Source organism: Brenneria sp. hezel4-2-4 (assembly GCF_013155275.1).
Classification (GTDB): domain Bacteria; phylum Pseudomonadota; class Gammaproteobacteria; order Enterobacterales; family Enterobacteriaceae; genus Brenneria.
In genome coordinates this window covers 597,499-620,315 of record NZ_JABJXS010000003.1, presented here as the reverse complement: position 1 = coordinate 620,315, position 22,817 = coordinate 597,499, and the positions used below count along the sequence as shown (strand labels likewise).

The following is a 22,817-nucleotide window of genomic DNA, read 5'->3' as shown; positions in this document are numbered from 1 at the left end:
AACCGCTACGGCGTCCGTCCGTGCCAGGGGGTCAGCTTGCGTTGCAGGTAGCGCAGCCCGATTTCCATCACAAAAGCGATGCTCGCAATCACCAGGATCCCCAGAATCACCACCTCCGTCACCAAAAACTGTGAGGCGGCCTGTACCATAAATCCCAGCCCTTGCGTCGCCGCCACCAGTTCCGCGGCGACCAGCGTTGACCAGCCCACCCCCAGCCCGATTCGCACCCCGACCAGAATATCCGGCAGCGCGCCGGGGAAAATGACATAGCGGATAAGCTGTAACGGCGTCGCCCCCAGTGTCTGGGCCGCGAGGATCCTGGCTGGGTCCGCACTGCGCACGCCATCGGCGGTCGCAATCACGATAGGAGCGAGAATAGCCAGATAAATCAACAACACCTTGGAAAACTCGCCAATGCCGAACCAGATAACGATCAGCGGAAGATAAGCCAGCGGCGGGATGGGTCGATAGAACTCGATTAACGGATCAAACACCCCACGGGCAATCCGGCTACGGCCGATAGCGACGCCCAGCGGGATCGCCGTCAATAACGCCGCCAGTAGCGCCAACCCGATACGTTGCAGGCTGGCGGACAAATGATGCCACAGCGTGGCATCCATATATCCGACGGTAACCAACTGCCAAAACCGCCGTAATACCGCGCCAGGCGCAGGAAGAAATAACGGTTCTATGATATTGAAGCGGGTTGCCAGCCACCATGCCAGCAACAGCGCGCTGATGCTGATAGTGCTGACGGCAAAGAGCGGGAGCGGTTTGGTAACCGTTGGCCGTTTCCGGGGGGCATTTTGCTGTGTGGTCGGGTTCTCGACGGCGCTCATGGCTATGTATCCTCATCGCGGTTTGAAAACTGTTCGCGTTCGGCGAACACGCGGGAAAGAACATGTTCTCGCATATCAATAAACGACGGATCGGATTTTATGGCCCGCGCGCTTTCCCCATCCGCATAGCGTGAGCCAAATTCAAGCTTCAGATGCTCGATAATCCGTCCTGGATGGGGCGACATAACGATCAGATCGGTAGCGAGGAAGATGGCTTCTTCAATATCGTGCGTGATCAAAAAAACCGGCTTAACCGTTTTTTTCCACACCGTGAGCAACAGTTCCTGCATCTGTTCACGCGTGAACGCATCCAGCGCGCCAAAAGGCTCATCCAGCAGTAAAACCTGCGGATCGGCCGCCAGCGCTCTGGCAATACCGACACGCTGCCGCTGCCCGCCGGAAAGCTGCCACACCGCCCGGCGGTCATAGCCGCTCAATCCGACCTGCGCCAACAACCGCCGCGCCTTCTGTTCGCGCTCGACCGTCGGCACGCCGGCCAGTTCCAGCCCAAAGGCCACATTGCCCAGTACGTCCCGCCAGGGCAGTAATACATCGTGCTGAAACACGACGCCGCGATCCGGCCCCGGCCCGGCAACAGCCTCGCCGTCAAGCGAAATAGCCCCCGCAACGGGATGGAGAAATCCGGCTATCAAATTTAGCAACGTGGTTTTTCCGCTGCCCGACGGGCCCAAGGCCACCATCAATTGTCTGGCGGATAGCGTAAAAGAGATATTTTCCAATACCGCCTGTTCGCTATTGGTATAACGCGCGCTAACCCGTTCAAGTTTCAGTAATGTCATCGTGTATCCGCTGGCAAATCACGCCCGCGCCGGCAAGGCGCGCGGGCGCGTCAAACATCATTCGGGAACAAACCTGGCGGTAACATAGGGCGAGTAATCGGGTAAAACCGCATCAATGCGTCCCTGTTCCTTGAGAAACGCCGCCGTATCGCTAATCGCCTTCACGGTTGGCTCGGCAAGGGACTCCCGTTGCTCCTCCGCCAAAGGATAGGTATTTCCCTGCAACAAACCGGGGATATCTTCCGCTTTGGCGCCGGTGATTTTCACCAGCTTATCGATGTTGCTTTTATCCGCCAGCCAGGCTTGCGGATCCTGGCGGTAGCGGGTATAGGCATCCTGGGTGACGTTGGCAAACGCTTTTGCCGCCTGCGGATGCTTCTCGGCAAAATCCTTGCGTACCAGCCAGACATCAAACGTCGGCGCGCCGAGATTGGCCAAATCCCCGGAAGAGATCAAAACATCGCCGCTCGATTTCGCCACGCCAAGCGCCGGATCCCAGGTATAGGCGGCATCAATATCGCCACGTTGCCAGGCAGCGCTGATAGCCGGCGGATTCAGATTCAGGATCTGTACTTTTTTCGCATCGATATTCCAGTGCTTAAGCGCGGCCAGCAAACTGTAATGGCTGGTGGAAACAAAAGGCGTCGCGACCTTCTTGCCGATCAAATCTTCGGGCTTTTCGATACCGGCCCCGTTGCGCACCACCAGCGCTTCGCTGGCCCCCAGTTTGGAGGCGATCAACAATGTTTCAACCGGGACTTTCTGACTCACCGCGGCGGCATAGGGACTGGATCCCAAATAGGCTATCTGCACATCGCCGGAGGCCACCGCGGCGATCACTTCCGCACCGGCGTCAAATTTTCGCCAGTCTATTTTCAAACCGGTCGCTTTTTCATAAACGCCATCGGCCTGAGCCACCTGCGAAGGATCCGGAATCGTTTGGTATGCCACGGTAAGATCGGCGGCGCTCGCCATAAAGCTCAAACTGATTAACATCGTTGCGGCTAACACCGGCCGTAAAAACAGATATCTCATTGTCATCCCCTATATACTCGTCATACTTCAAGTTGCATATGCGTTGGCTTTCCCGCGACTCGAATTATTTAGCGTATTAAATAGAAATGTTACTTTCCTTTCTTTTATCAGCACAATATACGATGAAAGCAATGGATATAAACACGTTATCTATATAACTTATAAAACTAATATTTTCTAAAAAACGTCTATAAAATCGCACGATCCAAAACCGGCGAAGTAACCTATCCAATAGATTTCGAGTTATAGAAAGGCGGCGACGCAGCGAACCTAATTTCCCGGCAGCGCGTTCAAGTCATAGTGAAATAAGCAAACGCATCGACATCGAAATTTATCGATAGTCTTTTCATGGTAATAATCTTTGAAATTCTCACCGTTCATCGGTTTATCAAAATACCATCCCTGCCCGACCGAATTCGGACATTGCTCTCCGGGCGGTTCAACAAGCTCATCAAGATAGGACTGAAACTCGATCTCCAGGACGTCGTTAATATCAAGATTGATGCTCAGGTAAAAATTTCTATTCAGAACCAGAATATCCTTTAGCTCTTCCAACGCCATGCGCGTTATCTGTCGGGTGATTTGCCCGATAATTCCCAGCTTCATGCCACGCCTTTCACCTCGACCACGTCCGCGGCTTATCCTCTGGCGCAGAAAACAGGATGTAAGTATAAATATGAAATAATTATTGGAATAAAAAACTAAATATTGTGTTTTTTCATAATTAAATTGTGCCGAATCGTATCAGTGGTGTTTCATATGCCTCAACGAAACCCATCCGCTTTAACGGTGGTTTCATCAATCCTCAGACTAAAAAGGTAAATGAAAATGCGTACATCAGTAAAAAACATCACGACGGTAATCGGCTTCTCACTGGCGGCAATGATGAGTATCCCGGCGGCGCAGGCAATTGAAGGCGGCGTTGATGTCGGTAAAAACTTTACCGACGTGAATATCGGAATGGGACAACACTCTTCCGGCCTGTATATCAACGGCGGCTGGGTTAAAAATAATGAAAACGGCCGTGAAGTGGCCGGGGCCGAAACCGGGATCAATCTTCCCGCCGGTCCGGCGCGGGTCAATCTCGGCATTCAGGCTAATTATATCAAAGGTTCCAACGGCAGCAGCGAAGGCGTGGTTTTCCCGGTCGGCGCCGGCGTGCAATTACCGGTTAGCGACTCGGTCGGGCTGTATGCCAGCGCTTATACCGCTCCCCGTCAGTTGAGCAACAGCACAAAAAATTATCTGGATGTGGATTCCGGTCTGAGCTGGAAGCCGGTGCAACCGCTGACGCTGAAAGCCGGTTATCGCTATATCGGTATGGACGGCAAAAACCAGCGCCCTAATGAACGTCTGGTGGAAGGCCCTTACGTTGGCGGCCAAGTGAGTTTCTAAATAAATTTCTATCCCTACCCAACCTTTGTTGTGCGCTCGTCAAGAGCGCACGTTTATTAACATCAGGACAGATCAATGAGTCGTGGTAAATGTTATTTCTGGCTTTTTATCGCGGTAATTACTGAAATATTTGCAACCACTATGCTGATTTTATCCGACGGTATTAGTCGGGCGATCCCATCGGTATTTGCAACCCTCGGTTATGCCGTTTCTTATTACACCCTGACGCTGGCGTTGAATCGAATTCCAATGGGTTTTGCCTACGCGATTTGGTCCGGTATCGGCATTCTGGCGACCAATATCCTCGGCACTATTTTATTCAATGAAACATTACAGAGCGGGGCACTGATTGGCATGTGGTTAATTATTATCGGCGTGCTGATTATTAATTTACTGTCAAATACCGAAACACAGGCGGAAAGAATATGACAATTTTGCTTATGGCGACGTTGTGGTTATTTATCGCGGTATTGCTGGAAGTCACCGGCACCAGCCTGCTATTAAAAACCCAGAATTTTCGTAAATTTATTCCGTCAGTGCTGGTGATCGGGTGCTATTTGGTCTGTTTCTACGCACTGGCTCAGGCAATGTCGCTTATTTCTCCCGGACTGGCTTATGCCTTGTGGTGCGGGCTGGGCATCATTTTGATTGCCTGTTCAGGATTTATTTTTTATCAGCAGAAACCGGATAGATTCGGCGTAATCGGTCTGTGTTTTATCGTCACCGGCTGTATAACCATGGGATTATTCAAATGATGAACAACCACAAAAATGAATTATCCGGACGCATCAACAGGCTGCGTAACCACTATTTGCAGGCCAAGCCCTTTATTTCCATTTCACGCGCCCGGGCGGTAACGGAAATTTATCAACGCCACCCCGGCATGCCCGCCATTTTGCTGCGTGCGCTGGCTTTTCGCCGCGCCTGCCAAATCGCGCCGTTGGTGATAGAAGAAGGCGAGTTGATTATCAGCCATCCCGCGGGCCGGGCGCGCGGCGGCGAAATTTCGCCGGAAATCGCCTGGCGCTGGGTGGCGGACGAACTGGACACCATGACCGAGCGCGCTCAGGATCCTTACTTTATCAGCGAAGCCGACAAGCAGGAGCTGCGTGAACGCATTTTCCCGTTCTGGCAAGGGCGTTCACTGGATGAGATGGCGGAAACCCAACTGCGTCAGGCCGGGTTGTGGGCCTGGAGCCATGATGAAAACATTTGCGATTTAACCATTAAAACCCAGAATGGCGGCGGCGATACCTGTCCGGGGTATGACAATATCCTGCTGACCCAGGGCATGGCCGGCATTCGGGAACAGGCGCGCCAGTCGCTGCTCGCCCTCTCTGGCGTCAGTGATGAAGAGATGGAAAAACAACATTTCCATCAGGCGGTGATCAACACCTGCGACGGCGTGATTGAATATGCGCACCGCTACGCCGCCTATGCACAACAGCTTGCCGAACGGCAGACTGAGCTGTCGCGCAAGGCGGAGCTGGAGCGGCTGGCGGAAATTTGCCTGCGCGTGCCGGAACATCCGCCGCGCAACTTCCATGAAGCGCTGCAATCCGTTTGGTTCGTTCAGTCCCTGTTTATTCTGGAGGAGAACCAAACCGGCATCTCTCTCGGGCGGGCCGATCAGTATCTATGGCCTTATCTGGAAGCCGATCTGTCGAACGGCACGCTGACGGAAGCGCAGGCAGAAGAGCTGATCTGCTGCTGGATGATCAAAATGTCGGAATGCATGTGGGTATGCAGCGCCGATACCGCCATGTACTTTGCCGGCTATCAGCCTTTTATTAATCTGGTGGTCGGCGGCCAGAAACGCGAAGGCGGCGATGCCACCAATCCGCTCTCTCTGCTGTTTATGGACTGTTCGCGCAAGCTGAAGTTGTATCAGCCGGGGCTGGCGGTGCGGATCCATAACCGTACGCCGCAGAATTTCATGCGCAAAGTGGTGGAGGTGATCCGCGCCGGCATGGGCTTTCCCGCCTGTCACTTTGATGACGCGCATATCCGTATGATGCTGCGCAAAGGTTTTGACTACGAAGACGCCCGCGATTACTGCCTGATGGGCTGCGTGGAGCCGCAAAAATCAGGCAAAATCTATCAGTGGACCTCCGTCGGCTACACAACGTTTACCGCCGCCATTGAGCTGGCGATAAACAACGGCAAGCGCGCCAATGGTAAACAGGCTGGCCCCGCCACCGGCGACATCAGCACTCTGACGGACTATGCCGCTTTCGAACAGGCGGTTAAAACCCAGTTAAGCCATATTATTCGTCAGGCGGCCAGAGCCACGCTGATCGTACAGAAACTGCACAAAAGCTATGCGCCCAAACCGCTGATCTCCTGCCTGATCGAGGGCTGCGTCGCCTCCGGGCGCGATGTGATGCACGGCGGCGCCGAAATCAATAACGGCCCGGGGCTGATCTGGACCGGTATGGCGGACTTCGCCAACTCGATGATGGTGATGCGCGAACTGGTCTATCGTCAGGGCAAAGTCACGGCGGCGGAAATGGCGCTGGCGCTGCGTCATAACTTCTGCGACCACGCGGAACTGCGGGAACAGTGCCTAAATGTCGCCAAATTCGGCAACGATATCGAGGAAGTCGACCTGATCGCCCGCGATCTGATCCGCTTTATGGAATATGAGCACCGTCAGTACCGTATGCTGTACGGCCCGTTCACTCACGGTACGCTGTCCATTTCCAACAACACCCCGTTCGGACTGATCACCGGCGCGCTGCCCAGCGGCCGTCTGGCGGGGCAACCGCTGGCCGACGGCATCAGCCCGTCCCAGCAGTCGGATGTCGCCGGGCCGACGGCCATTATCAATTCCATCAGCCGTATTAACGTCGAAGAGATGGAAATCGGCATGGTGCATAACTTCAAGCTGCTGTACGGCATGCTGGATACGCCGGAAGGCGAACAGGGGATCATCCATCTGCTGCGTAGCGCCAGCCTGCTGGGCAATGCGCAGATGCAGTTCAGCTATGTGGATAACGACACCCTATTGAAAGCGCAGCAAGATCCGGAGTCCTACCGCAACCTGATGATCCGGGTCGCCGGTTATAGCGCATTTTTTGTCGAACTTAGCCGGGAGGTACAGGATGAAATCATCAGCCGCACCCTGCTGCGCCACTTCTGATCTGCGGTACTGCCGCGGTCGGGTATTCAATATCCAGCGCTTTTCATTGCACGACGGGCCGGGCATCCGCACGGTAGTGTTTTTACAAGGCTGCCCGATGCAATGCGCCTGGTGCGCCAACCCGGAGGGGATTTCACCCCATAGCGAGATGCGGTTTGCCGGCGCTTCGGCGCCGCGCCGGGTCGGCGAGATTTACACCGTCGAACAGGTTCGCCAAAAAGTCATAGCCGACGAAGCGCACTATCGGGTCTCCGGCGGCGGGGTCACGCTCAGCGGCGGGGAAATGGCGCTTCAGCCGGCGTTCGCCCGCGCGCTGCTGGCCACGCTCAGGGAAGAAGGTATTCATACCGCGGTGGAAACCTCCGGTTTTGCTCCGTGGTCAGCGCTGGAGCAAGCCTGTGAATACAGTCAATTAATCATGTATGACCTGAAGCTGGCGAATAACAGCATGCATCTGCATTACACCGGCGTCGGCAATCGGCCTATTTTGCGTAATCTGCAACGACTGCTGGCCGGGGATATTCCGGTGCGTATCCGAATTCCGGCGATCCCGCAGGTCAATGACGGGCCGGAACAGGCGGAGCAAATGATGGCGCTAATCCGTACGCTCAGCCGCCACAGCCGCTGCTTTACCGGCATTGATTTGTTGCCTTACCACCGTTTCGGCGTGAATAAATATGCGCTATTGGGCAAACCTTATCGCTATGGCGAACTGCACCCCAATCCCGGCCCGGCCGACATCGCTGTATTGCAGCGCGCGGCGGAACGTCACAGTTTGAGCACAACGGCGCTGTCGCACTGTATCGCCTGAGCCGCAGACCGGGGCTGACGCTCTGGTTCGCCGCCGGCCTCCTATTTCGACCAGGTTGCACATTATGAAAGATATGTTTAATAACAGGATCTCGCGGGTAAGCCTGTTGCTGCTGAGTTTACTGCTATCCGGGCCGGCATTGGCAACGGACGGCCCCATGGCGGCTACGGTCAGCGTCGCCAACGCGCATCAGGAAGCGGTGCAAACTTATCTGGGGCGCATTGAATCCCTGCGTTCCGCTGACATCGTCTCGCGGGTGGAAGGCATTATCGCCCGGCGTCATTTTCACGACGGCGACCGGGTTGAGGCCGGTCAACTGCTGTTTGAGATTGATCCGGCGCAGCAGCAGGCCGCAGTTGCCCGGGCCAAAGCCGCCGTCGCCAGCGCCAGAGCCGGCGCCAACCACGCCCGGCTGCATTTTGAACGCCTCGGTCGGCTTACGGTCAGTCGGGCAGTCAGCCAGGCGGATAAGGATACGGCCAAAGCCAATTGGGATATCGCCCAGGCGACGCTGGCGCAGGCGCAGGCCGAACTGACTACGCAGCAGATTTCGCTCGGCTATACCCGTATTAGCGCGCCTTTCAGCGGACGCATCAGCCATAGTCCCTATCACCAGGGAACGTTGGTCGGGCCGGCGACCGGCACGCTGGCGACGGTAACGCAGCTTGATCCGCTGCGGGTAGTTATCGCGGTCAACGAACCGGACTATCTGCGTAATCTGTCGAAAAACGATGCCGACGGCGCGCCGCGGCTTGACCGTCTGTCGCTTCGGTTACGACTGAGCGACGGTTCACCTTATCCCTATAGCGGTATCTTTGACGCCCTTGATAACCACATCGATCCGCTGACCGGCACCGTCGCGCTGCGCCTGCAAGTCCCCAATCCTCAGGAAAAGCTGCTGCCGGGCGGCGTGGTCAATGTCACGTTGCATACACCGGCGGCCGCCAGCCGCTAAGGAGGGAATCGTGTTACATTTTTTCATCAGAAGACCCAAGTTGGCGATGGTTATCGCGCTGATCACGGCGCTATGCGGATTGCTGGCGCTACGGCTTATTGCCATGGAACAATTTCCGGATATCACGCCGCCGGTGATCGGCGTCAGCGCCTTCTATCCGGGCGCCAGCGCCCGCGACGTCTCGCAGGCGGTAGCCGGCCCGATTGAGCGACAGCTCAACGGCGTCAGCCATATGCTCTATATGGAGTCGAACAGCAGCAACAATGGGCGCTACCAGTTGAATATGACTTTTGCCAGCGGAACCGACCCGGACATGGCGATGGTTGAAGTGCAAAACCGACTCTCTCAGATCAGCGCCCAGCTACCGCCGGAAGTGAACAGTCAGGGCGTGACTGTCCGTAAACGCGCCACCAATATTCTCATGGGGATCAGCATCGTTTCACCCGCGAATACCTTTGATAATCTCTACCTGAGTCATTTTGCCCGTCAGCGCCTGATTGACGTATTGGCCCGCATTGACGGTATTGGCGAAGTAGACATGTTGGGCGCACGGGATTACAGCATGCGCATCTGGCTCGATCCGCAACGGATGGAGGCGTTGCATATCAGTAGCGACGAATTGATCGCCGCGCTGAGACAGCAAAACGTACAGGCGGCGGCGGGCCAGCTAGGCGCCGCCCCGGCGCCCGTATCACAACAGCAAACGCTGACCCTGAGCGGACAAGGCCGGCTCGCCACCCCGGAAGCCTTCTCCCGGATTATCCTGCGCAGCAATGCTCAAGGCGGGATGGTGCGGCTGGGAGACATCGCTAAAATCGAACTGGGCGCGGAAAATTATCAGATTAATGCGGCTGTAAACAATACCCCCGGGGTACTGCTGATGATTTATCCGGCGCCGGGGGCTAATGCGCTGAGTCTGGTGAGGGCGATTAATCAGGAGATGGCGCGTCTGGCCGTCGATTTTCCCGACGACATCCAGTATCAGGTGAAATTCGACGCCAGCGACTCGGTTCGCGCCTCATTGCAGGAGATCCTGTTTTCGCTGGCGCTGACGCTGCTGATCGTACTGGCCGTAGTCTATCTGTTTATGCAGAGCCTGCGGGCCACTCTGATTGTGGCGCTGACCATTCCGGTCTCGCTGCTGGGTACGGTGGCCGTGCTGTATTTGACCGGCTATAGCCTGAATATGCTCAGCCTGTTCGCCATGATTCTGGCGCTGAATATTGTGGTCGACGACGCCATCGTGGTGGTGGAAAACGTCGAACGGCTAATGAGCGAAACCGTAGGGAAAAGCGCGCTTCAGGCCACCAGGGAGGCGGTCGGCCAGATCGCCGGGCCGGTTATTACCACCACGCTGGTGCTGCTGGCGGTGTTTGTGCCGGTCGCGATGCTGCCCGGCATCACCGGCGAGCTGTACCGCCAGTTTGCCGTTACGCTGTCCACCGCCATGGTGCTTTCCAGCGCCAACGCCCTGACCTTGACCCCCGCGCTGTCGGCGCTGCTTTTACGTCCTCGCCCGTCGCCACCGGCAGGATTTTTTGCCGGATTCAACCGGCTGCTTGGCGCGACCCGGGAAGGTTACGTGAAAATGAGCAATGCCATCAACCGCTATGGCACGGTTACCCTGGTGGTTATTGCCGGCGCCGTGGCGATCACTTGGCTATGTTACCGTCAGCTTCCCACCACCTTTTTGCCGCAGGAAGATCAGGGCTATCTGTTTGTGAATGTGCAACTACCGGATGGCGCCTCGTTGGAACGCACCCAGAGCGTACTGGATCAGATGTATCAGCATCTTTCAACCAATCCGGCGGTTGAGGACGTGATCAAGGTCGCCGGTTTCAGCCTGATGGGCGGCGGCAACGCCGCCAATACCGGGTTTGCGATTATCATGCTGAAACCCTGGGAAGAACGCCCGAGCGTCGATCGGCTATTGCCGGAGATCCAGCAACAGCTTATGGCCGTGCCGTCGGCGATGTTGATGGTGGTCGCCCCTCCCCCCATCAGCGGTCTGGGAAATGCCGCCGGCTTTGATCTGCAACTTCAGGCTTTTGAAGGACAGTCGCCGCAGGAGCTGGCCCGCATCAGCCACGCCATCATTATGGCGGCCAATCAGCAGCCCGAATTACAGCGCGTGTTTACCACGTTCAGCGCCAGCGCGCCGGAATATACCTTGACCATCGATCGTGAACGCGCGGCGTTGTTGCAGGTGCCGGTAGACCGTCTGTTCGCCACGCTTCAGACCGCGTTTGGCGGCACGCTGGCCGGCGATTTTACCCACCATAACCGTTTGTTCAGGGTACAGGTGCAAAATGAGATGAGCTTCCGGCAACGCAGCGAACAAATCCACCGGATGTCGGTGCGCAGCGACAGCGGCGCGCTGGTGAATCTCAGCCAGTTGGTGTCGCTACAGCCGTCGCTCGGTTCGCCCTTTCTGACCCAATACAATCTATTTCCGTCGGTGGCGATCGCCGGCTCCGGGGCGGAAGGGGTACGCTCGGGACAGGCAATGCAGGTGATGGAACAGGTGCTGTCGGAACATTTACCGTCAGGGTATGGCTACAGCTGGAGTGGATTATCCCTACAGGAACAGCAGACCGGCGGACAAATTGTCTATCTCGTCCTGGCGGCGCTGGTGTTCGCCTATCTGTTTCTGGTGGCGCAATATGAAAGCTGGAGTATCCCGGCGGCGGTACTGCTCTCAGTGGTTTTTGCGTTGGCGGGCGCCGTAACCGGACTCAAACTGACCGGTCTGTCCAACGATATTTATGCGCAAATCGGCCTGATGCTGCTCATTGGTTTGGCCGCCAAAAATGCCATACTGATCGTTGAATTCTCCCTCAGCCTGCGGAGCCAGGGATACAGTCTGCAACAGGCCGCGCTTCAGGGAGCCAGGCAACGCTTCCGCGCCGTTATCATGACCGCCGTTTCATTTATTATTGGAGTGGTGCCGCTCATGTTGGCGGGCGGCGCCAGTGCGCTGAGCCGGCAGGTCATCGGCGTCACGCTGTTCGCGGGCATGCTTGCCGCCACGACCGTCGGCATACTGTTTATTCCGGCGTTATATCTGCATATTCAGACGCTGCGGGAACGCTTTCACCAACCGGCGGCTTCCGGGGAGCACACACCATCAGAAGGACATCGGCATGAACAACATTGATCGCTCGCGTGATACCGTACTAAGAGGCATGTTGCTGCTCGCTTGCCTGGTGATAGTCATGATCGGCATTCGCCTCGCCGCACCGATTATCGTGCTGCTGTTGCTGGCTTTGTTTCTGGCGATTGTCCTGGAACCACTGATCGTCATGATGTCGCGTCTGGGGCTGCCGCGCCTTGCCGCCATTGCGCTGCTAAGCGTGAGTCTGTTGATCGCTCTGCTGCTTTCGCTGGTAAAAATCATGGGGGCGCTGCCCGAACTGACGCAAATGATCGCCCAAATGCGCGGATTGCTGGCCGCTCATCTCATTACCGTGTTGGAACCGCTTACGCGGGCGGGGCTGTCGTTGACGCCAGATGAGGTGATGGCCTTAATCGATCCCAGCCAGCTCCTGAGAATGGCGACCCGGACCGTCGGCCGGATATCCGGGATCCTGTCAGCCGTGCTGGTGGTATTCCTGATGGTGATATTTATGCTGATAGAGGCGCCTGCGCTGGCCGCCAAAAGCCATCGTCTGTTGCGGCACTCTTCCGCCGGCATTGACGCCATTCGCCAGGGAATAGGCTATGTGACGCACTATCTGGTGTTAAAAACGCTGATTAGCCTGCTGAGCGGTCTGGCGGTCTGGGCCGCCCTGTTCCTGCTGAACGTGAAATTTTCTTTCATCTGGGGCGTGCTGGCGTTTCTGCTGAATTTCATTCCGGTGGTGGGCTCCGTGGTCGCCGCCGTCCCGCCCTTGATCCAGGCATTCCTGTTCAACGGCTTTGCAACCGGCGCATTGGTGCTGCTGGCGTTTCTGTTGATTAACCTGATCGTGGGATGCTTGCTGGATCCCTACCTGATCGGGCGTAAGCTCAATTTGTCCACCAGCACCGTGATCATATCGTTGCTGGTATGGGAAGGGTTGCTGGGAATGACCGGCGTGTTGCTGGCCGTGCCGCTGACCATGTCGGTCAAATTAACGCTGGAGCAAATCCGCGGCGGCAGAAAACTGGCTTTTCTGCTGGCGGCAAAAGCCCCCGGCGCCTGAACCGACCTATTCCGCCACGTAGCAATCCGCCAGCAGTGGCGGACGTAAACTATACTTTGCGGAAAGCTCCATTATATAATCACCGTTACTTGGCAGGCCGTCCCTTTCTACAGGTAACTTGATGATTTATATCATAGCGGAGGAGATCAGATTCAATCCCGATGATTGTACCCTGGTAAACCATCAAGACGATGATTTTATTAAACTTAGCATCCCCGCCTGCCGTTTGCTCGAACAGTTGCTGCTCTCCGGCGGAGAAACCCTGACCCGGGAATATCTGCTGACCGAGGTATGGGACAAATATGGCCTGCGCGGCACCAATAGCAATCTCAACCAATATATCAGCATCCTGCGCCGCGCTCTGGCCGGCTATGGCTGTGAAAATCTGATCGTCACCATTCCCAAAATTGGTTTTCGTCTGAACACCGATATCCCCATCCATCGCGATGACGCTGCGCCGCCTTTATCCCTGGAGCAACCGCTGCCCGTGGAGGAAACGCCACCCGTCGAACAGGCGCCGTCCGCAGTTCAGCCCCCCGAAACACCGGCGAATCCGGCACAAAATGGCAGCAACAACAAAAGAAAAACCTGGTTTCTGATTTTGTGCGTCGGCTTTAGTCTGCTGCTAGTGGGATTGCTGCTTCTCCAGTTCCGGGATCCGCTGGAAGAGCGGGAGATCGAGCCGGTGAATGATGTGTTGCAGGGAGATTGCAACGTCACCTATCTCAAAAACATGGATAGCAAAGATCGGGAAGCGATCGATAAACAGATCGTAAAAATTCTTGATGAGAATAAATTACAGTGCGGCAAAAACCGAAAAATCATTTTCGATAATTATACGTCCTATTCCACACAAAGTTATGGCCGCACCATGTTGTCATTTTGTCAACTGGGGATAAAAAATGACATTATCTCCTGCGATAATTTTTATTATTACGACTGGAGATAACGTTGAAAAAATTCAGCCGCCATACGGTCATCGCCATCGGTATTCTGTCGCTGCTGATTGTGCTATTTGCCGTGCTTTTTTCCAGTCAGCACACTATCTGGCCGTTTAAGTGTTCGGCCTTTACCCGCTATAACCTGTCACAGGATGATAATCATCTGGAGTTTTATCTTGCACAGGATCTGCGCTTTCAGGACAAAAATTCAGGCTATTTTTTACTGAACGGCCGCGCTATTCATAATGAAAATATCACGGTTCTCAACCGTACACTCCATCTGGGACAAGGAGGGAAAATCGATAGCGATACCTTCCGATACCAGATCAACGACATTGTGGCCTCGCCAACGGATAACACCCCGGATGCGCTATTCAATCAGTTGCTCGCGGAATTAATCATCGATAATAGGACGCTGCAACTGGATGTGATTCCCATTCAGGACAAATCCTATCTGATTGGCGGCCCGATTTCTTACCTTTTCACCTGTACCACCTATTAAACGCCCGTTGCGTTGCGGCAACGGGAAACGATCTCAATCGGGAATAATGCCTCGTATGCGCGCTGCCGAGCATACGAGGCAAGCGTCAGCAAATACTGTCGGCGATAAATAACTGACGCGGCGCCCGGGTTAAACGGGCGTATCCCTGCCCGGTAATGGCAATGGTCTCGCTGAAAGCCAGCCCCTCGGCATAAATATACATATGAAATACCATGTCCGGTTTGAGACGCCACTCCGCGTTGGGTAAAAAGACGCGGCTGAAATCGCTGGTATGAGGCGTAGATTGCGAATAATACCCCAATGTATATCCGGTAATATTGACATAATCTTCCCGCAGGCCGGCCGCCAGCACGGCATCGCGGGCCAACGCGTCAATATCTTTCGCCAGCGCGCCTGGCCGCATGGCGGCAAACTGCGCGTCCTGAATCTTGATTAGCTGTTCCGCTATCTCCTGTTGTCGTTGCGATGCCCGTCCGACGATCGCCGGGCGCATCAATCGGGCGTGGTAGCCATGCAGAATTGGCAACAGCTCCATATGGACAATATCCCCCGTCGCCAGCGGCCGATCGTGCAGATTACCGTGCAAAAAACTGTTCCCGACGCCGCTGGTGATAATGCCGTAGCGGGAGGAATCCAACCCGTTTTGCATAAACACCTGATGGACGATAGCCGCCGCATCACGTTCGGTCTTGCCTACGCCCAGCCCGGAGACCGCGGCGGACAAAGCGATATCGCCCACCCGCGCGGCTGCGGAAATATAGTCAATCTCCCGTGGCGTTTTGCACTCCCGCAGCCGTTCCAGTACCCCGGAAAAATCGCGGAAAGGCTGGGTGGCAAGACGGCGTTGCAGGCGATTAAAACGGTTCAACGTCATACAGTAAGAATCAAAATCGACGCCGATTTTCAGTTGCTCCCAGCCACGCCGCACGATGGTGTCGACGACCACGTCGATAGGATCTTGCCAGTCGGCAAAAGTCACGGTATCCGTTATCCAACTGTTTTCCTGAAAAGTATGCTCATCCATCGCACGGAATACCATCACCGGTTCACCTTCTAGCGGTAATAAACAGGCGCGGTACATATTTTCGGAAATGCCGAATCCGGTCAGATAAAATAAAAATTCCGTTTGGTCGATCAATAATAGATCGACGTCTTTGGCGCGCATATGAGAACGCGTCTGTTCGACGCGCTGATGATATTCTTCTAATGAAAAAATCAAATTTTGATGACTATTCATTTTTATTCCTTCAAAAAACTCACAATATTGCTATCGTTTTCTTGTTATTAAGTTAGCGGTCAGCAACGTGACAATGGTAATCAGAACCAGCAATACGCTCACCGCCGCAATAGTCGGATCGAGCTGGAACTGTACGCTGTTCCATATGCGCACCGATAGCGTTTGCGCTTCATTGCCAGCCATAAACATCGCAATCAATAACTCATCAAAAGAGCTGAGAAACGCGAAAATCGCCGCCGATATCATGCCCGGGGCGGCGAGTGGAAAGGTAATACGCCGAAACACGGCAAAGCTGCCGGCGCCAAGGCTCATCGCCGCATACTCAAGCTGGCGGTCTATTCCCTGTAAAGTGGAGGAAATAATAATCGTCGCCACAGGTAATGAAATTATCGTATGACCAATAATAATCGCGCTGATGCTATTAAATATATCCACAGCGGAAAAGAAAAATAACAATGAGAGCGCCGATATAATATTAGGAACGATCATCGGCAGTAATACCAACACATAGATAATTTTCTTACCGGTAAAACGAAAGCGAACCAATGCCATCGCCATAAATAGGCTTAATATCATCGCCAGTAGCGTCGCCATCATAGCGATACGGAAACTCAGCCATAGCGAATCCAGCCAGCCCGTATCGGTCAGCACCTTTTCCATCCAGCGCAGGGAAAATCCGCCAGGCGGAAAAGTCAGATAGGCCGACTGACTAAACGCCAGCGGGAAAATAATCATGATGGGCAACGCCAGAAATAACAGCACCAGTATCGCCATAATCAGCGAAAACAGCCCCGGTTTGATGGTACTCATTGTTTTGCCTCGAACAAGCGATCTAACCCGATCAGCCGCTGATAAAGCCAGAATAGCAATAACGTACAGACCAGCAATACCGATGACAGCGCAGCGCCGAATCCCCAGTCGAAATAAGTTTCTATTTGGCTTTCAATCACCATCGAAATCATTGTCTGCTGCGGGCCGCCCATCAGCGCAGGCGTAATAAAGAACCCCAGAGACAAAATGAACACCAGCAACCCGCCGGCCGCCACGCCAGGCAAAGAGAGAGGAACGACGATCCGCCAAAAGGCCCGGCGACGGGAAGCCCCCAGGCTTTCCGCGGCGCTCAGCAATCCCAGGTCAATTCCGCGCATTACGCTGTATAGCGCCAGAATCATATAAGGCAGCAGAATATAGGTCATACCGATCAACACGCCCGTTGAGGAATACATCAGCTTAAGCGGTTCGCTGATTAACCCGGTGGTGATTAAAAGCTGGTTGATAATACCTTCGCTCCCCAATAACACCATCCAGGCATAAGTGCGTACCAGCACACTGGTGAAATAAGGAATAATCACCACAATCAGCAAGATATTCGCCGTACGGGGTTGCAGCCTTGCCAGAAACCAGGCCAAAGGATAACCCAGCAGCAAGGTGCTTAACGTCACTAACAGGGAAATACGCAGGGTGATCCACAGCACATTCAACCAAACAGGCTCATGGAGAATCCGCAGGTAGTGCATCCAGGTAAAATCCGGGCTATAGACGCTGACGCTCAGCATTTTTATCAACGGATAAATAAAAAATATCAGCAGCGCCAGCAACGACGGCGCCAGCAGCAGCCAGGGCTTCCAATGCCGCCGGGCCGGTATCGGTAAACTCATGCGCCTTGTTCTCCGGCAATAAACCACAGGCTTTCCGGCCGCCAGCCGAGAGAAATCGTCATCCCGGGGGTTATCGCCCTTTCCAGATCGATATTCTGAGTCTGAACCAGCAGCGCCGTGCCATCATTAAGCCGCACGGTCACTTTCACCGTATGTCCCAGATACAACACTTCACTGACCACCGCGTTGACCGCCAGCCGCCCCGCCGCCGCCAGACGAATCTTCTCCGGGCGCAACACTGCGGATACACGCTGTCCGCCGGACAGATGCCTGACTCCCCGCCCGCGGACCCGTTCGCCGCTATCTAACCTGACGTCATAGCCCGCGGCATCAACCCCATCGATATACCCGCCGATAAAGTTGGACTGGCCGATAAATTCGGCGACCCAGCGGTTTTCCGGCCGCTCGTACAAAGATTGCGGGGTGTCGATTTGCGCAATCCGCCCATCCTGCATAACCGCCACCCGATCGGAAAGCGTGAGTGCTTCTTCCTGATCATGGGTGACGAACAGAACCGTCGCCCCACATGAAGTATGCAGGCGTTTTAATTCCAGTTGCATATACTCGCGCAGTTTTTTATCCAGCGCCCCCAGCGGCTCGTCCATCAACAGCGCCTGAGGTTCGAAAATCAATGCTCTGGCCAGGGCGATCCGCTGTTGCTGCCCGCCGGATAACTCATCGGGCAGCCGCTGACTTTTATCGGACAACTGCACCATGTCCAGGGCATCGGCCACTTTCCGCCGGATGACTTTCCCCGACACGCCGCGCATTTCCAACGGAAATGCCAGGTTGCGGAACACCGAGAGATGCGGGAATAAGGCGTAATTCTGGAACACCACCCCCAGATCCCGTTTGGCGGGCGGTAAATCCGTCACATTCTTGCCGCCGATCAGGATCCGACCGGCGGTCGGCGCCGTAAACCCTCCGACCATCATCAGCGTGGTGGTTTTCCCCGACCCGCTGGCGCCCAGCAGCGTAACGAACTCCCCCGGTTCGACCTTCAGATTCAGATTATCCACCGCGGCCGTCTGACCAAAACGCCGGGTCAACCCTTCCAGACGAAGCTCCGCCCCCGCCTTCACCTGGCGGGAACGAAGTAACAAATTAGCGCCACTCATTAAGCCTGACCCAGGATCCACGGTTGCCAGACCTTGCCCACCTGTTCCAGATTTTCCGACCACCACTGCGCATCCTGCACAAAAGTATGTGAAAAATATGCCGGGTTCGAGGGCAGCTTCATCCGATCTTCCGGCCGCACAAAGTCGAAGGCTTTTTTATTAGTCGGGCCATAGGCGATATACTGGGTCAGCTTGGCCTGAACCTCCGGCTGCAAGGCGAAATCAATCAGCAACTGCGCATTTTCAGGGTTCGGCGCGCCTTTAACCACGCTCCAATATTGCACCTGCTGTTTAGCCTGATTCCACTCGATCGCCAGCGGCGCTCCCTGATCGATTAACGCCTGCGCCCTGCCGTTCCAGATAGCGCCGACTACCGCATCTTTGCGTTCCAGTAACTGCGCGGAAACCGCGCCGGTGTCCCACCATTTTGAAACATAAGGTTTGATTTTGCTTAAAGAGGCAAACGCGCGCTCGATATCGACAGGGTAGATCTGCGATTTATCCACACCGTCAGCCAACAACGCAAACTCCAAATCAATCCCGCCGGACCGCATATCCGCCAACGTTCGGGCGCCGGGAAACTGCCTGGCGTCCCAAAATTCCGCCCAGCTTTTAGGGTGCGATTCTGCGCTAAAAACATCGGTGTTGTAGGCGATAACGGTGGCGAACAAAAGATTGCCGACCATATTCGGGTGGCGAAGTTCCGGCAGAATGTCATTCGGATCACAGAATTTCATTGCCGAGTAATTGATGGGAGCTAATATGCCGGCTTTATCCAGATTAAACTGAATAATATCGCCTAAATCCAGAACATCGATGCTTACCCGCCCAGCTTTTACCATTGCCAATATTTGCGAGGCTGTTGTCGTTATAACTTTGACATTAACGCCGGTTGCCGCAGTAAAAGGCTTATAAATAGCGGTATCCATTGCTTCCTGATAAGCGCCGCCTAATCCCCGGACAATCACTTCCTGATTTCCTTTGGCGAATGCCGCAGGAACTGAAAAAGCGCCAAGCGCCACGCCTGCGCTAATAATGGAGCTTTGTTTTATTAACCGGCGACGTACGGTATCAATACTTTCCACTGCTGATTCCTGACCGGTGGAAAGTCTATCTTCATTTTTATTACTCATACTCATTGTCCTTTGATAAAAGATAACGAAAACCACTCCATTCTGGTATAAATAATATATTAACAACAAATATTACTTTTTATTTAATCTTTTATTTATAAGTGTTTCCCTGGTGTTGTCATTTTTCCAATGACCAAGCAATTCCCAAACTTTATCCGACTCTTGTAGTTTTCCTCTTACATTTTCCGTATTTCGCACCACCATTTGTGACATTAGCCAATCAGCTATAATCAACGTTCCGATCTGTGACCACCAGGCTACCTGCGACGTACTGTGGGCGACATAAAGCGCCTCATTAGATTCGTTAGCTAATGGAGATGAAGGTCGATCGGTCACCGCGACGATATAGGCCCCACGAAGACGGGCAAGATGCATCATTTCAATGGTATAAGGAATATAGCGTTCATACCCGATGCCGATAAAGACATCTTCCTCACTCACATGCCTTATACGGTCGGCGATGTCGCCCACGCCAATATTGAACACTTCCGCATTTTTCAGCACATTGAGCTGCATTGCCAGATAGACGGCCATGGCGTGGGTGGTGCCATGCGCCGTAACCCATATACGCCTGGCCGACACCAATTTATCGGCGATACGAACAATGGTTTCCGGTTGATTTAAGGCCGCGGTTTGCTCTATTAACAAACTGCCATTTGCAAATACCTGTTCTTTTAATTCAGTATCGCTTGATGACATCGGAGCCCATTGGAATACACCGCTTAAGCCCGTTTTTTCAATCAACGCCTCGCCCAGATCTTCACGCAGATGCGTATAACCACGGTAGCCTAATGCACGAGAAAACCGGATTATCGCCGCATCGCTCACATTTATCGCCCCCGCTAACTGCTTGGCCGTCATGAACGCCACTCGTTCCTTATTCCTTTCGATATAACGAGCAATAAGCTGCTGTGCCGGCGTCAGACTTGAAAAACGTTCACCGACCAGACTTGTGAAATTCATATACACCCCAATAATTTCGTGACTACAGTAAAATGCAAACATGTTGTGTTTGCAACAATAAAATTCATTTTTTTAAAACTGACATGCAAAAACAATGCAAATCAGACGGATATATTTAAATCAATTGCTACAGCAATAAGAAATAAACATATCAGACACATATATAGGCTGTTAATAGTTTCATTTACATGATAGCTATCATTCCATAAAAATATAAAATAGATAATATAGTTCATTATTATCTATTCCTCCTGTTAACAGGCGAAAACAAAGGCAGATTCTGTCAAAATGTAGATGAATCGCGAGGTGAGACGGAAAAAAGATCGCACTTTTTCCCGTCGATAGAGAGGTAAGTAATATACCGAGCTATCCGCCGCAGGTTTCAGTTATGCCGGCAGGACAATATGGCTGTCCGCCAACTGCCCCATATTATTGTGCATCGCACAGGCGGCATCGATCAGATGCATGGCGATGGCCGCGCCGCTGCCTTCGCCAAGCCGCATGCCCAATTGCAAATAAGGCTCCAGTTGTAAATGGCGCATAGCAATCATCGCGCCCTTTTCCGCCGAGAGATGGGAAGGGATCAGATAATCACGCGCCTGCGGCGCGATACGGCAGACGGCCAGCGCCGACGCATAGGAAAGAAAGCCGTCCAGCACCACGGGTAACCCAGCGGCCGCGGCCCCCAGCATGACGCCGGCCATGCCCGCCAGATCGAAACCGCCGACTTTAGCCAGTACGTCCACGCCGTCATGGGCGTCGGGTTGGTTAAACGCGATGGCTTCACGCACCACGGCCACTTTATGATCTAACCGTTCGCTGGGGAAGTTGGCGCCGATACCGACGACCTGATGCGGGTCGCTATCGGTTAATACGCTGACCAGCGCGGCGGCGGGGGTGGTATTCGCCATCCCCAACTCACCGACGCCAAATACCCGGACACCCTCAGACGCCTGCCGCATGGTCAGCCGCGCGCAGTCGAGCAGCAAACCTTCGGCCTGTTGGCGCGTCATGGCCGCTTCACGGCGAATATTGCCGCTACCGCGCCGAACCTTCATGTTCAACACGCCGGGCAAGGGATCGCTGTCGATGCCGACATCGACAATTTTCACCTCGGTGCCGGCATTGGCGGCCAGTACGCAAACGCCGGTAATCCCTTTTACCATATTGGCGGCCTGAATCGCCGTCACCGCGCGCGGGGAAATCGCCACCCCCTCGTCATAGACGCCGTGATCGGCCGCCATCACGATAATCTGCTTGCGGGCGACCTGATGGCCGGCTAGACCGCGCATGCCGGCAAGCTGGATTGCCAGCGTTTCCAGTCGGCCAAGGCTGCCTGTCGGCTTCAACAAGCCGTCAATCCTGACGGCGGTATGCTGCATGGCGGCCTTATCCAGCGGAGCAATGGATTCCACCAGCGATGAGAGTGTTTGCGGTAAGTGTATTTGCATCATGTTGTTCTCGTTATTAAACGCTTAGCCAACGCGCCCGATGATTAAATGCCTTCAGCGTGACAAAGCCATCCTGAATATCCAGCACGCTGTAGGCGTCTTGATCGAAATGAAAATGCCACATCGCGGAGGGTGGCATCGCCAACAGCGTCGCCAGCAATAAACTCAACCCCCCCTGATGCGCGACGATCAGTTGATTATGTTTAGTGTTCTGCGTCAGTAATGTCTGAGCGAAATTTTCCACTCGCGCCGCAAACGCAGGAAAGGCCTCTCCGCCTGTCGGGCTGGCCTGCTGCCAGTCCGCTACCCAGGCGGCCCAACCTTCGGCATCCTCATGCTGCAAGTCGCGGTGATGGCGCATTTCCCAGTCGCCAAAATGCATTTCGTTCAGGCAGGGATCGGCAATAGCCGTTATTCCCCGGGCGGCCAGCACAATTTCCGCCGTTTGCTTCGCCCGCCATAACGCGCTGCTGACGGCGGACGAAAAGACAACATCGGCCAGCCAGCCGGCCGTCTGCCGAGCCTGCGCCACGCCGTTTTCCGTCAGACCGACATCGGTTGAACCACAAAAAACGCCGCTGAGATTGGCCTCAGTCTGTCCGTGCCTGACCAGAAACAACCGCATATTTTCCCCTTATCTTTCGTCTTATCTT

Annotated in this window: 22 protein-coding genes; 10 read left to right on the top strand and 12 right to left on the bottom strand. The window is 54.3% G+C overall.

What is annotated here, in order from left to right:
• Window positions 1–5: 5 nt before the first annotated feature.
• The 4 genes from tauC to HOY33_RS09625 all read right to left on the bottom strand — a co-directional run bounded on the left by tauC (window position 6) and on the right by HOY33_RS09625 (window position 3,280).
• Window positions 6–839 carry a taurine ABC transporter permease TauC gene (gene tauC, locus HOY33_RS09640; protein WP_172289987.1) on the bottom strand — a complete coding sequence of 278 codons (834 nt, stop codon included), beginning with the start codon at window positions 837–839 and terminating at the stop codon, window positions 6–8.
• A gap of 2 nt (window positions 840–841) precedes the next feature.
• Window positions 842–1,639: a taurine ABC transporter ATP-binding subunit gene (tauB, locus tag HOY33_RS09635; RefSeq protein WP_172289986.1), complete on the bottom strand. Its 798-nt coding sequence runs from the start codon at window positions 1,637–1,639 to the stop codon at window positions 842–844.
• A 57-nt stretch (window positions 1,640–1,696) separates the two neighbouring features.
• The gene (tauA, locus tag HOY33_RS09630) at window positions 1,697–2,674 is read right to left on the bottom strand and encodes a taurine ABC transporter substrate-binding protein (RefSeq protein WP_172289985.1); all 978 of its coding nucleotides are present in this window, start codon (window positions 2,672–2,674) and stop codon (window positions 1,697–1,699) included.
• A gap of 270 nt (window positions 2,675–2,944) precedes the next feature.
• The gene (locus HOY33_RS09625) at window positions 2,945–3,280 is read right to left on the bottom strand and encodes a hypothetical protein (protein ID WP_172289984.1); all 336 of its coding nucleotides are present in this window, start codon (window positions 3,278–3,280) and stop codon (window positions 2,945–2,947) included.
• 222 nt (window positions 3,281–3,502) lie between these two features.
• On the opposite strand from HOY33_RS09625, the gene HOY33_RS09620 reads away from it, so the two are divergent.
• The 10 genes from HOY33_RS09620 to HOY33_RS09575 all read left to right on the top strand — a co-directional run bounded on the left by HOY33_RS09620 (window position 3,503) and on the right by HOY33_RS09575 (window position 14,604).
• Window positions 3,503–4,069 (top strand): YfaZ family outer membrane protein, encoded by a 567-nt coding sequence (locus HOY33_RS09620; protein WP_172289983.1) that lies wholly within the window; start codon window positions 3,503–3,505, stop codon window positions 4,067–4,069.
• A gap of 75 nt (window positions 4,070–4,144) precedes the next feature.
• The gene (locus HOY33_RS09615; protein ID WP_172289982.1) at window positions 4,145–4,498 is read left to right on the top strand and encodes a multidrug efflux SMR transporter; all 354 of its coding nucleotides are present in this window, start codon (window positions 4,145–4,147) and stop codon (window positions 4,496–4,498) included.
• Window positions 4,495–4,824: a multidrug efflux SMR transporter gene (locus tag HOY33_RS09610; RefSeq protein ID WP_172289981.1), complete on the top strand. Its 330-nt coding sequence runs from the start codon at window positions 4,495–4,497 to the stop codon at window positions 4,822–4,824. The genes HOY33_RS09615 and HOY33_RS09610 overlap by 4 nt, the downstream gene beginning before the upstream one ends.
• Entirely contained in the window at window positions 4,821–7,211 is a 2,391-nt protein-coding gene (cutC, locus tag HOY33_RS09605; RefSeq protein ID WP_233356358.1) for a choline trimethylamine-lyase, read from the top strand. The genes HOY33_RS09610 and cutC overlap by 4 nt, the downstream gene beginning before the upstream one ends.
• Entirely contained in the window at window positions 7,174–8,022 is an 849-nt protein-coding gene (locus HOY33_RS09600) for a glycyl-radical enzyme activating protein (RefSeq protein ID WP_172289980.1), read from the top strand. Before cutC ends, HOY33_RS09600 begins: the two co-directional genes overlap by 38 nt.
• 64 nt (window positions 8,023–8,086) lie before the next feature.
• Window positions 8,087–8,977: an efflux RND transporter periplasmic adaptor subunit gene (locus HOY33_RS09595; protein ID WP_172289979.1), complete on the top strand. Its 891-nt coding sequence runs from the start codon at window positions 8,087–8,089 to the stop codon at window positions 8,975–8,977.
• 10 nt (window positions 8,978–8,987) lie between these two features.
• On the top strand, window positions 8,988–12,134 hold the full coding sequence (locus HOY33_RS09590) for an efflux RND transporter permease subunit (RefSeq protein WP_172289978.1): 3,147 nt from the start codon (window positions 8,988–8,990) through the stop codon (window positions 12,132–12,134).
• Window positions 12,121–13,161: an AI-2E family transporter gene (locus tag HOY33_RS09585; RefSeq protein WP_172289977.1), complete on the top strand. Its 1,041-nt coding sequence runs from the start codon at window positions 12,121–12,123 to the stop codon at window positions 13,159–13,161. Before HOY33_RS09590 ends, HOY33_RS09585 begins: the two co-directional genes overlap by 14 nt.
• Before the next feature lie 121 nt (window positions 13,162–13,282).
• Complete coding sequence (locus HOY33_RS09580) at window positions 13,283–14,110, top strand: winged helix-turn-helix domain-containing protein (RefSeq protein WP_172289976.1); 828 nt, start codon at window positions 13,283–13,285, stop codon at window positions 14,108–14,110.
• A 2-nt stretch (window positions 14,111–14,112) separates the two neighbouring features.
• Window positions 14,113–14,604 (top strand): FidL-like protein, encoded by a 492-nt coding sequence (locus HOY33_RS09575; RefSeq protein ID WP_216660445.1) that lies wholly within the window; start codon window positions 14,113–14,115, stop codon window positions 14,602–14,604.
• 85 nt (window positions 14,605–14,689) lie between these two features.
• Here the strand turns inward: HOY33_RS09575 and HOY33_RS09570 are convergent, their stop codons facing one another.
• The 8 genes from HOY33_RS09570 to HOY33_RS09535 form a co-directional block, all read right to left on the bottom strand.
• Window positions 14,690–15,841, bottom strand: a complete 1,152-nt coding sequence (locus HOY33_RS09570) for a Xaa-Pro peptidase family protein (protein ID WP_172289975.1) — start codon at window positions 15,839–15,841, stop codon at window positions 14,690–14,692.
• Between the two features lie 30 nt (window positions 15,842–15,871).
• Entirely contained in the window at window positions 15,872–16,651 is a 780-nt protein-coding gene (locus tag HOY33_RS09565) for an ABC transporter permease (RefSeq protein WP_172289974.1), read from the bottom strand.
• Window positions 16,648–17,499: an ABC transporter permease gene (locus HOY33_RS09560; RefSeq protein ID WP_172289973.1), complete on the bottom strand. Its 852-nt coding sequence runs from the start codon at window positions 17,497–17,499 to the stop codon at window positions 16,648–16,650. The genes HOY33_RS09565 and HOY33_RS09560 overlap by 4 nt, the downstream gene beginning before the upstream one ends.
• Window positions 17,496–18,617, bottom strand: a complete 1,122-nt coding sequence (locus HOY33_RS09555) for an ABC transporter ATP-binding protein (protein ID WP_172289972.1) — start codon at window positions 18,615–18,617, stop codon at window positions 17,496–17,498. Before HOY33_RS09555 ends, HOY33_RS09560 begins: the two co-directional genes overlap by 4 nt.
• Entirely contained in the window at window positions 18,617–19,750 is a 1,134-nt protein-coding gene (locus HOY33_RS09550) for an ABC transporter substrate-binding protein (RefSeq protein WP_172289971.1), read from the bottom strand. Before HOY33_RS09550 ends, HOY33_RS09555 begins: the two co-directional genes overlap by 1 nt.
• Before the next feature lie 72 nt (window positions 19,751–19,822).
• Window positions 19,823–20,713: a MurR/RpiR family transcriptional regulator gene (locus tag HOY33_RS09545; protein WP_172289970.1), complete on the bottom strand. Its 891-nt coding sequence runs from the start codon at window positions 20,711–20,713 to the stop codon at window positions 19,823–19,825.
• A 386-nt stretch (window positions 20,714–21,099) separates the two neighbouring features.
• Complete coding sequence (gene cobT, locus HOY33_RS09540; protein ID WP_172290032.1) at window positions 21,100–22,164, bottom strand: nicotinate-nucleotide--dimethylbenzimidazole phosphoribosyltransferase; 1,065 nt, start codon at window positions 22,162–22,164, stop codon at window positions 21,100–21,102.
• A 16-nt stretch (window positions 22,165–22,180) separates the two neighbouring features.
• Complete coding sequence (locus HOY33_RS09535; protein WP_172289969.1) at window positions 22,181–22,789, bottom strand: adenosylcobalamin/alpha-ribazole phosphatase; 609 nt, start codon at window positions 22,787–22,789, stop codon at window positions 22,181–22,183.
• Window positions 22,790–22,817: the final 28 nt, after the last annotated feature.

Excerpts from the sequence above, each read along its gene's own strand:
- HOY33_RS09620 (WP_172289983.1), top strand. The coding sequence starts at position 3,503 with ATGCGTACATCAGTAAAAAACATCACGACGGTAATCGGCTTCTCACTG.
- HOY33_RS09595 (WP_172289979.1), top strand. The coding sequence starts at position 8,087 with ATGAAAGATATGTTTAATAACAGGATCTCGCGGGTAAGCCTGTTGCTG.
- cutC (WP_233356358.1), top strand. The coding sequence starts at position 4,821 with ATGATGAACAACCACAAAAATGAATTATCCGGACGCATCAACAGGCTG.
- HOY33_RS09610 (WP_172289981.1), top strand. The coding sequence starts at position 4,495 with ATGACAATTTTGCTTATGGCGACGTTGTGGTTATTTATCGCGGTATTG.
- cobT (WP_172290032.1), bottom strand. The coding sequence starts at position 22,164 with ATGCAAATACACTTACCGCAAACACTCTCATCGCTGGTGGAATCCATT.
- HOY33_RS09535 (WP_172289969.1), bottom strand. The coding sequence starts at position 22,789 with ATGCGGTTGTTTCTGGTCAGGCACGGACAGACTGAGGCCAATCTCAGC.
- HOY33_RS09600 (WP_172289980.1), top strand. The coding sequence starts at position 7,174 with ATGAAATCATCAGCCGCACCCTGCTGCGCCACTTCTGATCTGCGGTAC.
- HOY33_RS09625 (WP_172289984.1), bottom strand. The coding sequence starts at position 3,280 with ATGAAGCTGGGAATTATCGGGCAAATCACCCGACAGATAACGCGCATG.
- HOY33_RS09565 (WP_172289974.1), bottom strand. The coding sequence starts at position 16,651 with ATGAGTACCATCAAACCGGGGCTGTTTTCGCTGATTATGGCGATACTG.
- HOY33_RS09615 (WP_172289982.1), top strand. The coding sequence starts at position 4,145 with ATGAGTCGTGGTAAATGTTATTTCTGGCTTTTTATCGCGGTAATTACT.
- HOY33_RS09585 (WP_172289977.1), top strand. The coding sequence starts at position 12,121 with ATGAACAACATTGATCGCTCGCGTGATACCGTACTAAGAGGCATGTTG.
- HOY33_RS09550 (WP_172289971.1), bottom strand. The coding sequence starts at position 19,750 with ATGAGTAATAAAAATGAAGATAGACTTTCCACCGGTCAGGAATCAGCA.
- HOY33_RS09545 (WP_172289970.1), bottom strand. The coding sequence starts at position 20,713 with ATGAATTTCACAAGTCTGGTCGGTGAACGTTTTTCAAGTCTGACGCCG.
- tauC (WP_172289987.1), bottom strand. The coding sequence starts at position 839 with ATGAGCGCCGTCGAGAACCCGACCACACAGCAAAATGCCCCCCGGAAA.
- HOY33_RS09570 (WP_172289975.1), bottom strand. The coding sequence starts at position 15,841 with ATGAATAGTCATCAAAATTTGATTTTTTCATTAGAAGAATATCATCAG.
- HOY33_RS09560 (WP_172289973.1), bottom strand. The coding sequence starts at position 17,499 with ATGAGTTTACCGATACCGGCCCGGCGGCATTGGAAGCCCTGGCTGCTG.
- tauA (WP_172289985.1), bottom strand. The coding sequence starts at position 2,674 with ATGAGATATCTGTTTTTACGGCCGGTGTTAGCCGCAACGATGTTAATC.
- tauB (WP_172289986.1), bottom strand. The coding sequence starts at position 1,639 with ATGACATTACTGAAACTTGAACGGGTTAGCGCGCGTTATACCAATAGC.
- HOY33_RS09555 (WP_172289972.1), bottom strand. The coding sequence starts at position 18,617 with ATGAGTGGCGCTAATTTGTTACTTCGTTCCCGCCAGGTGAAGGCGGGG.
- HOY33_RS09580 (WP_172289976.1), top strand. The coding sequence starts at position 13,283 with ATGATTTATATCATAGCGGAGGAGATCAGATTCAATCCCGATGATTGT.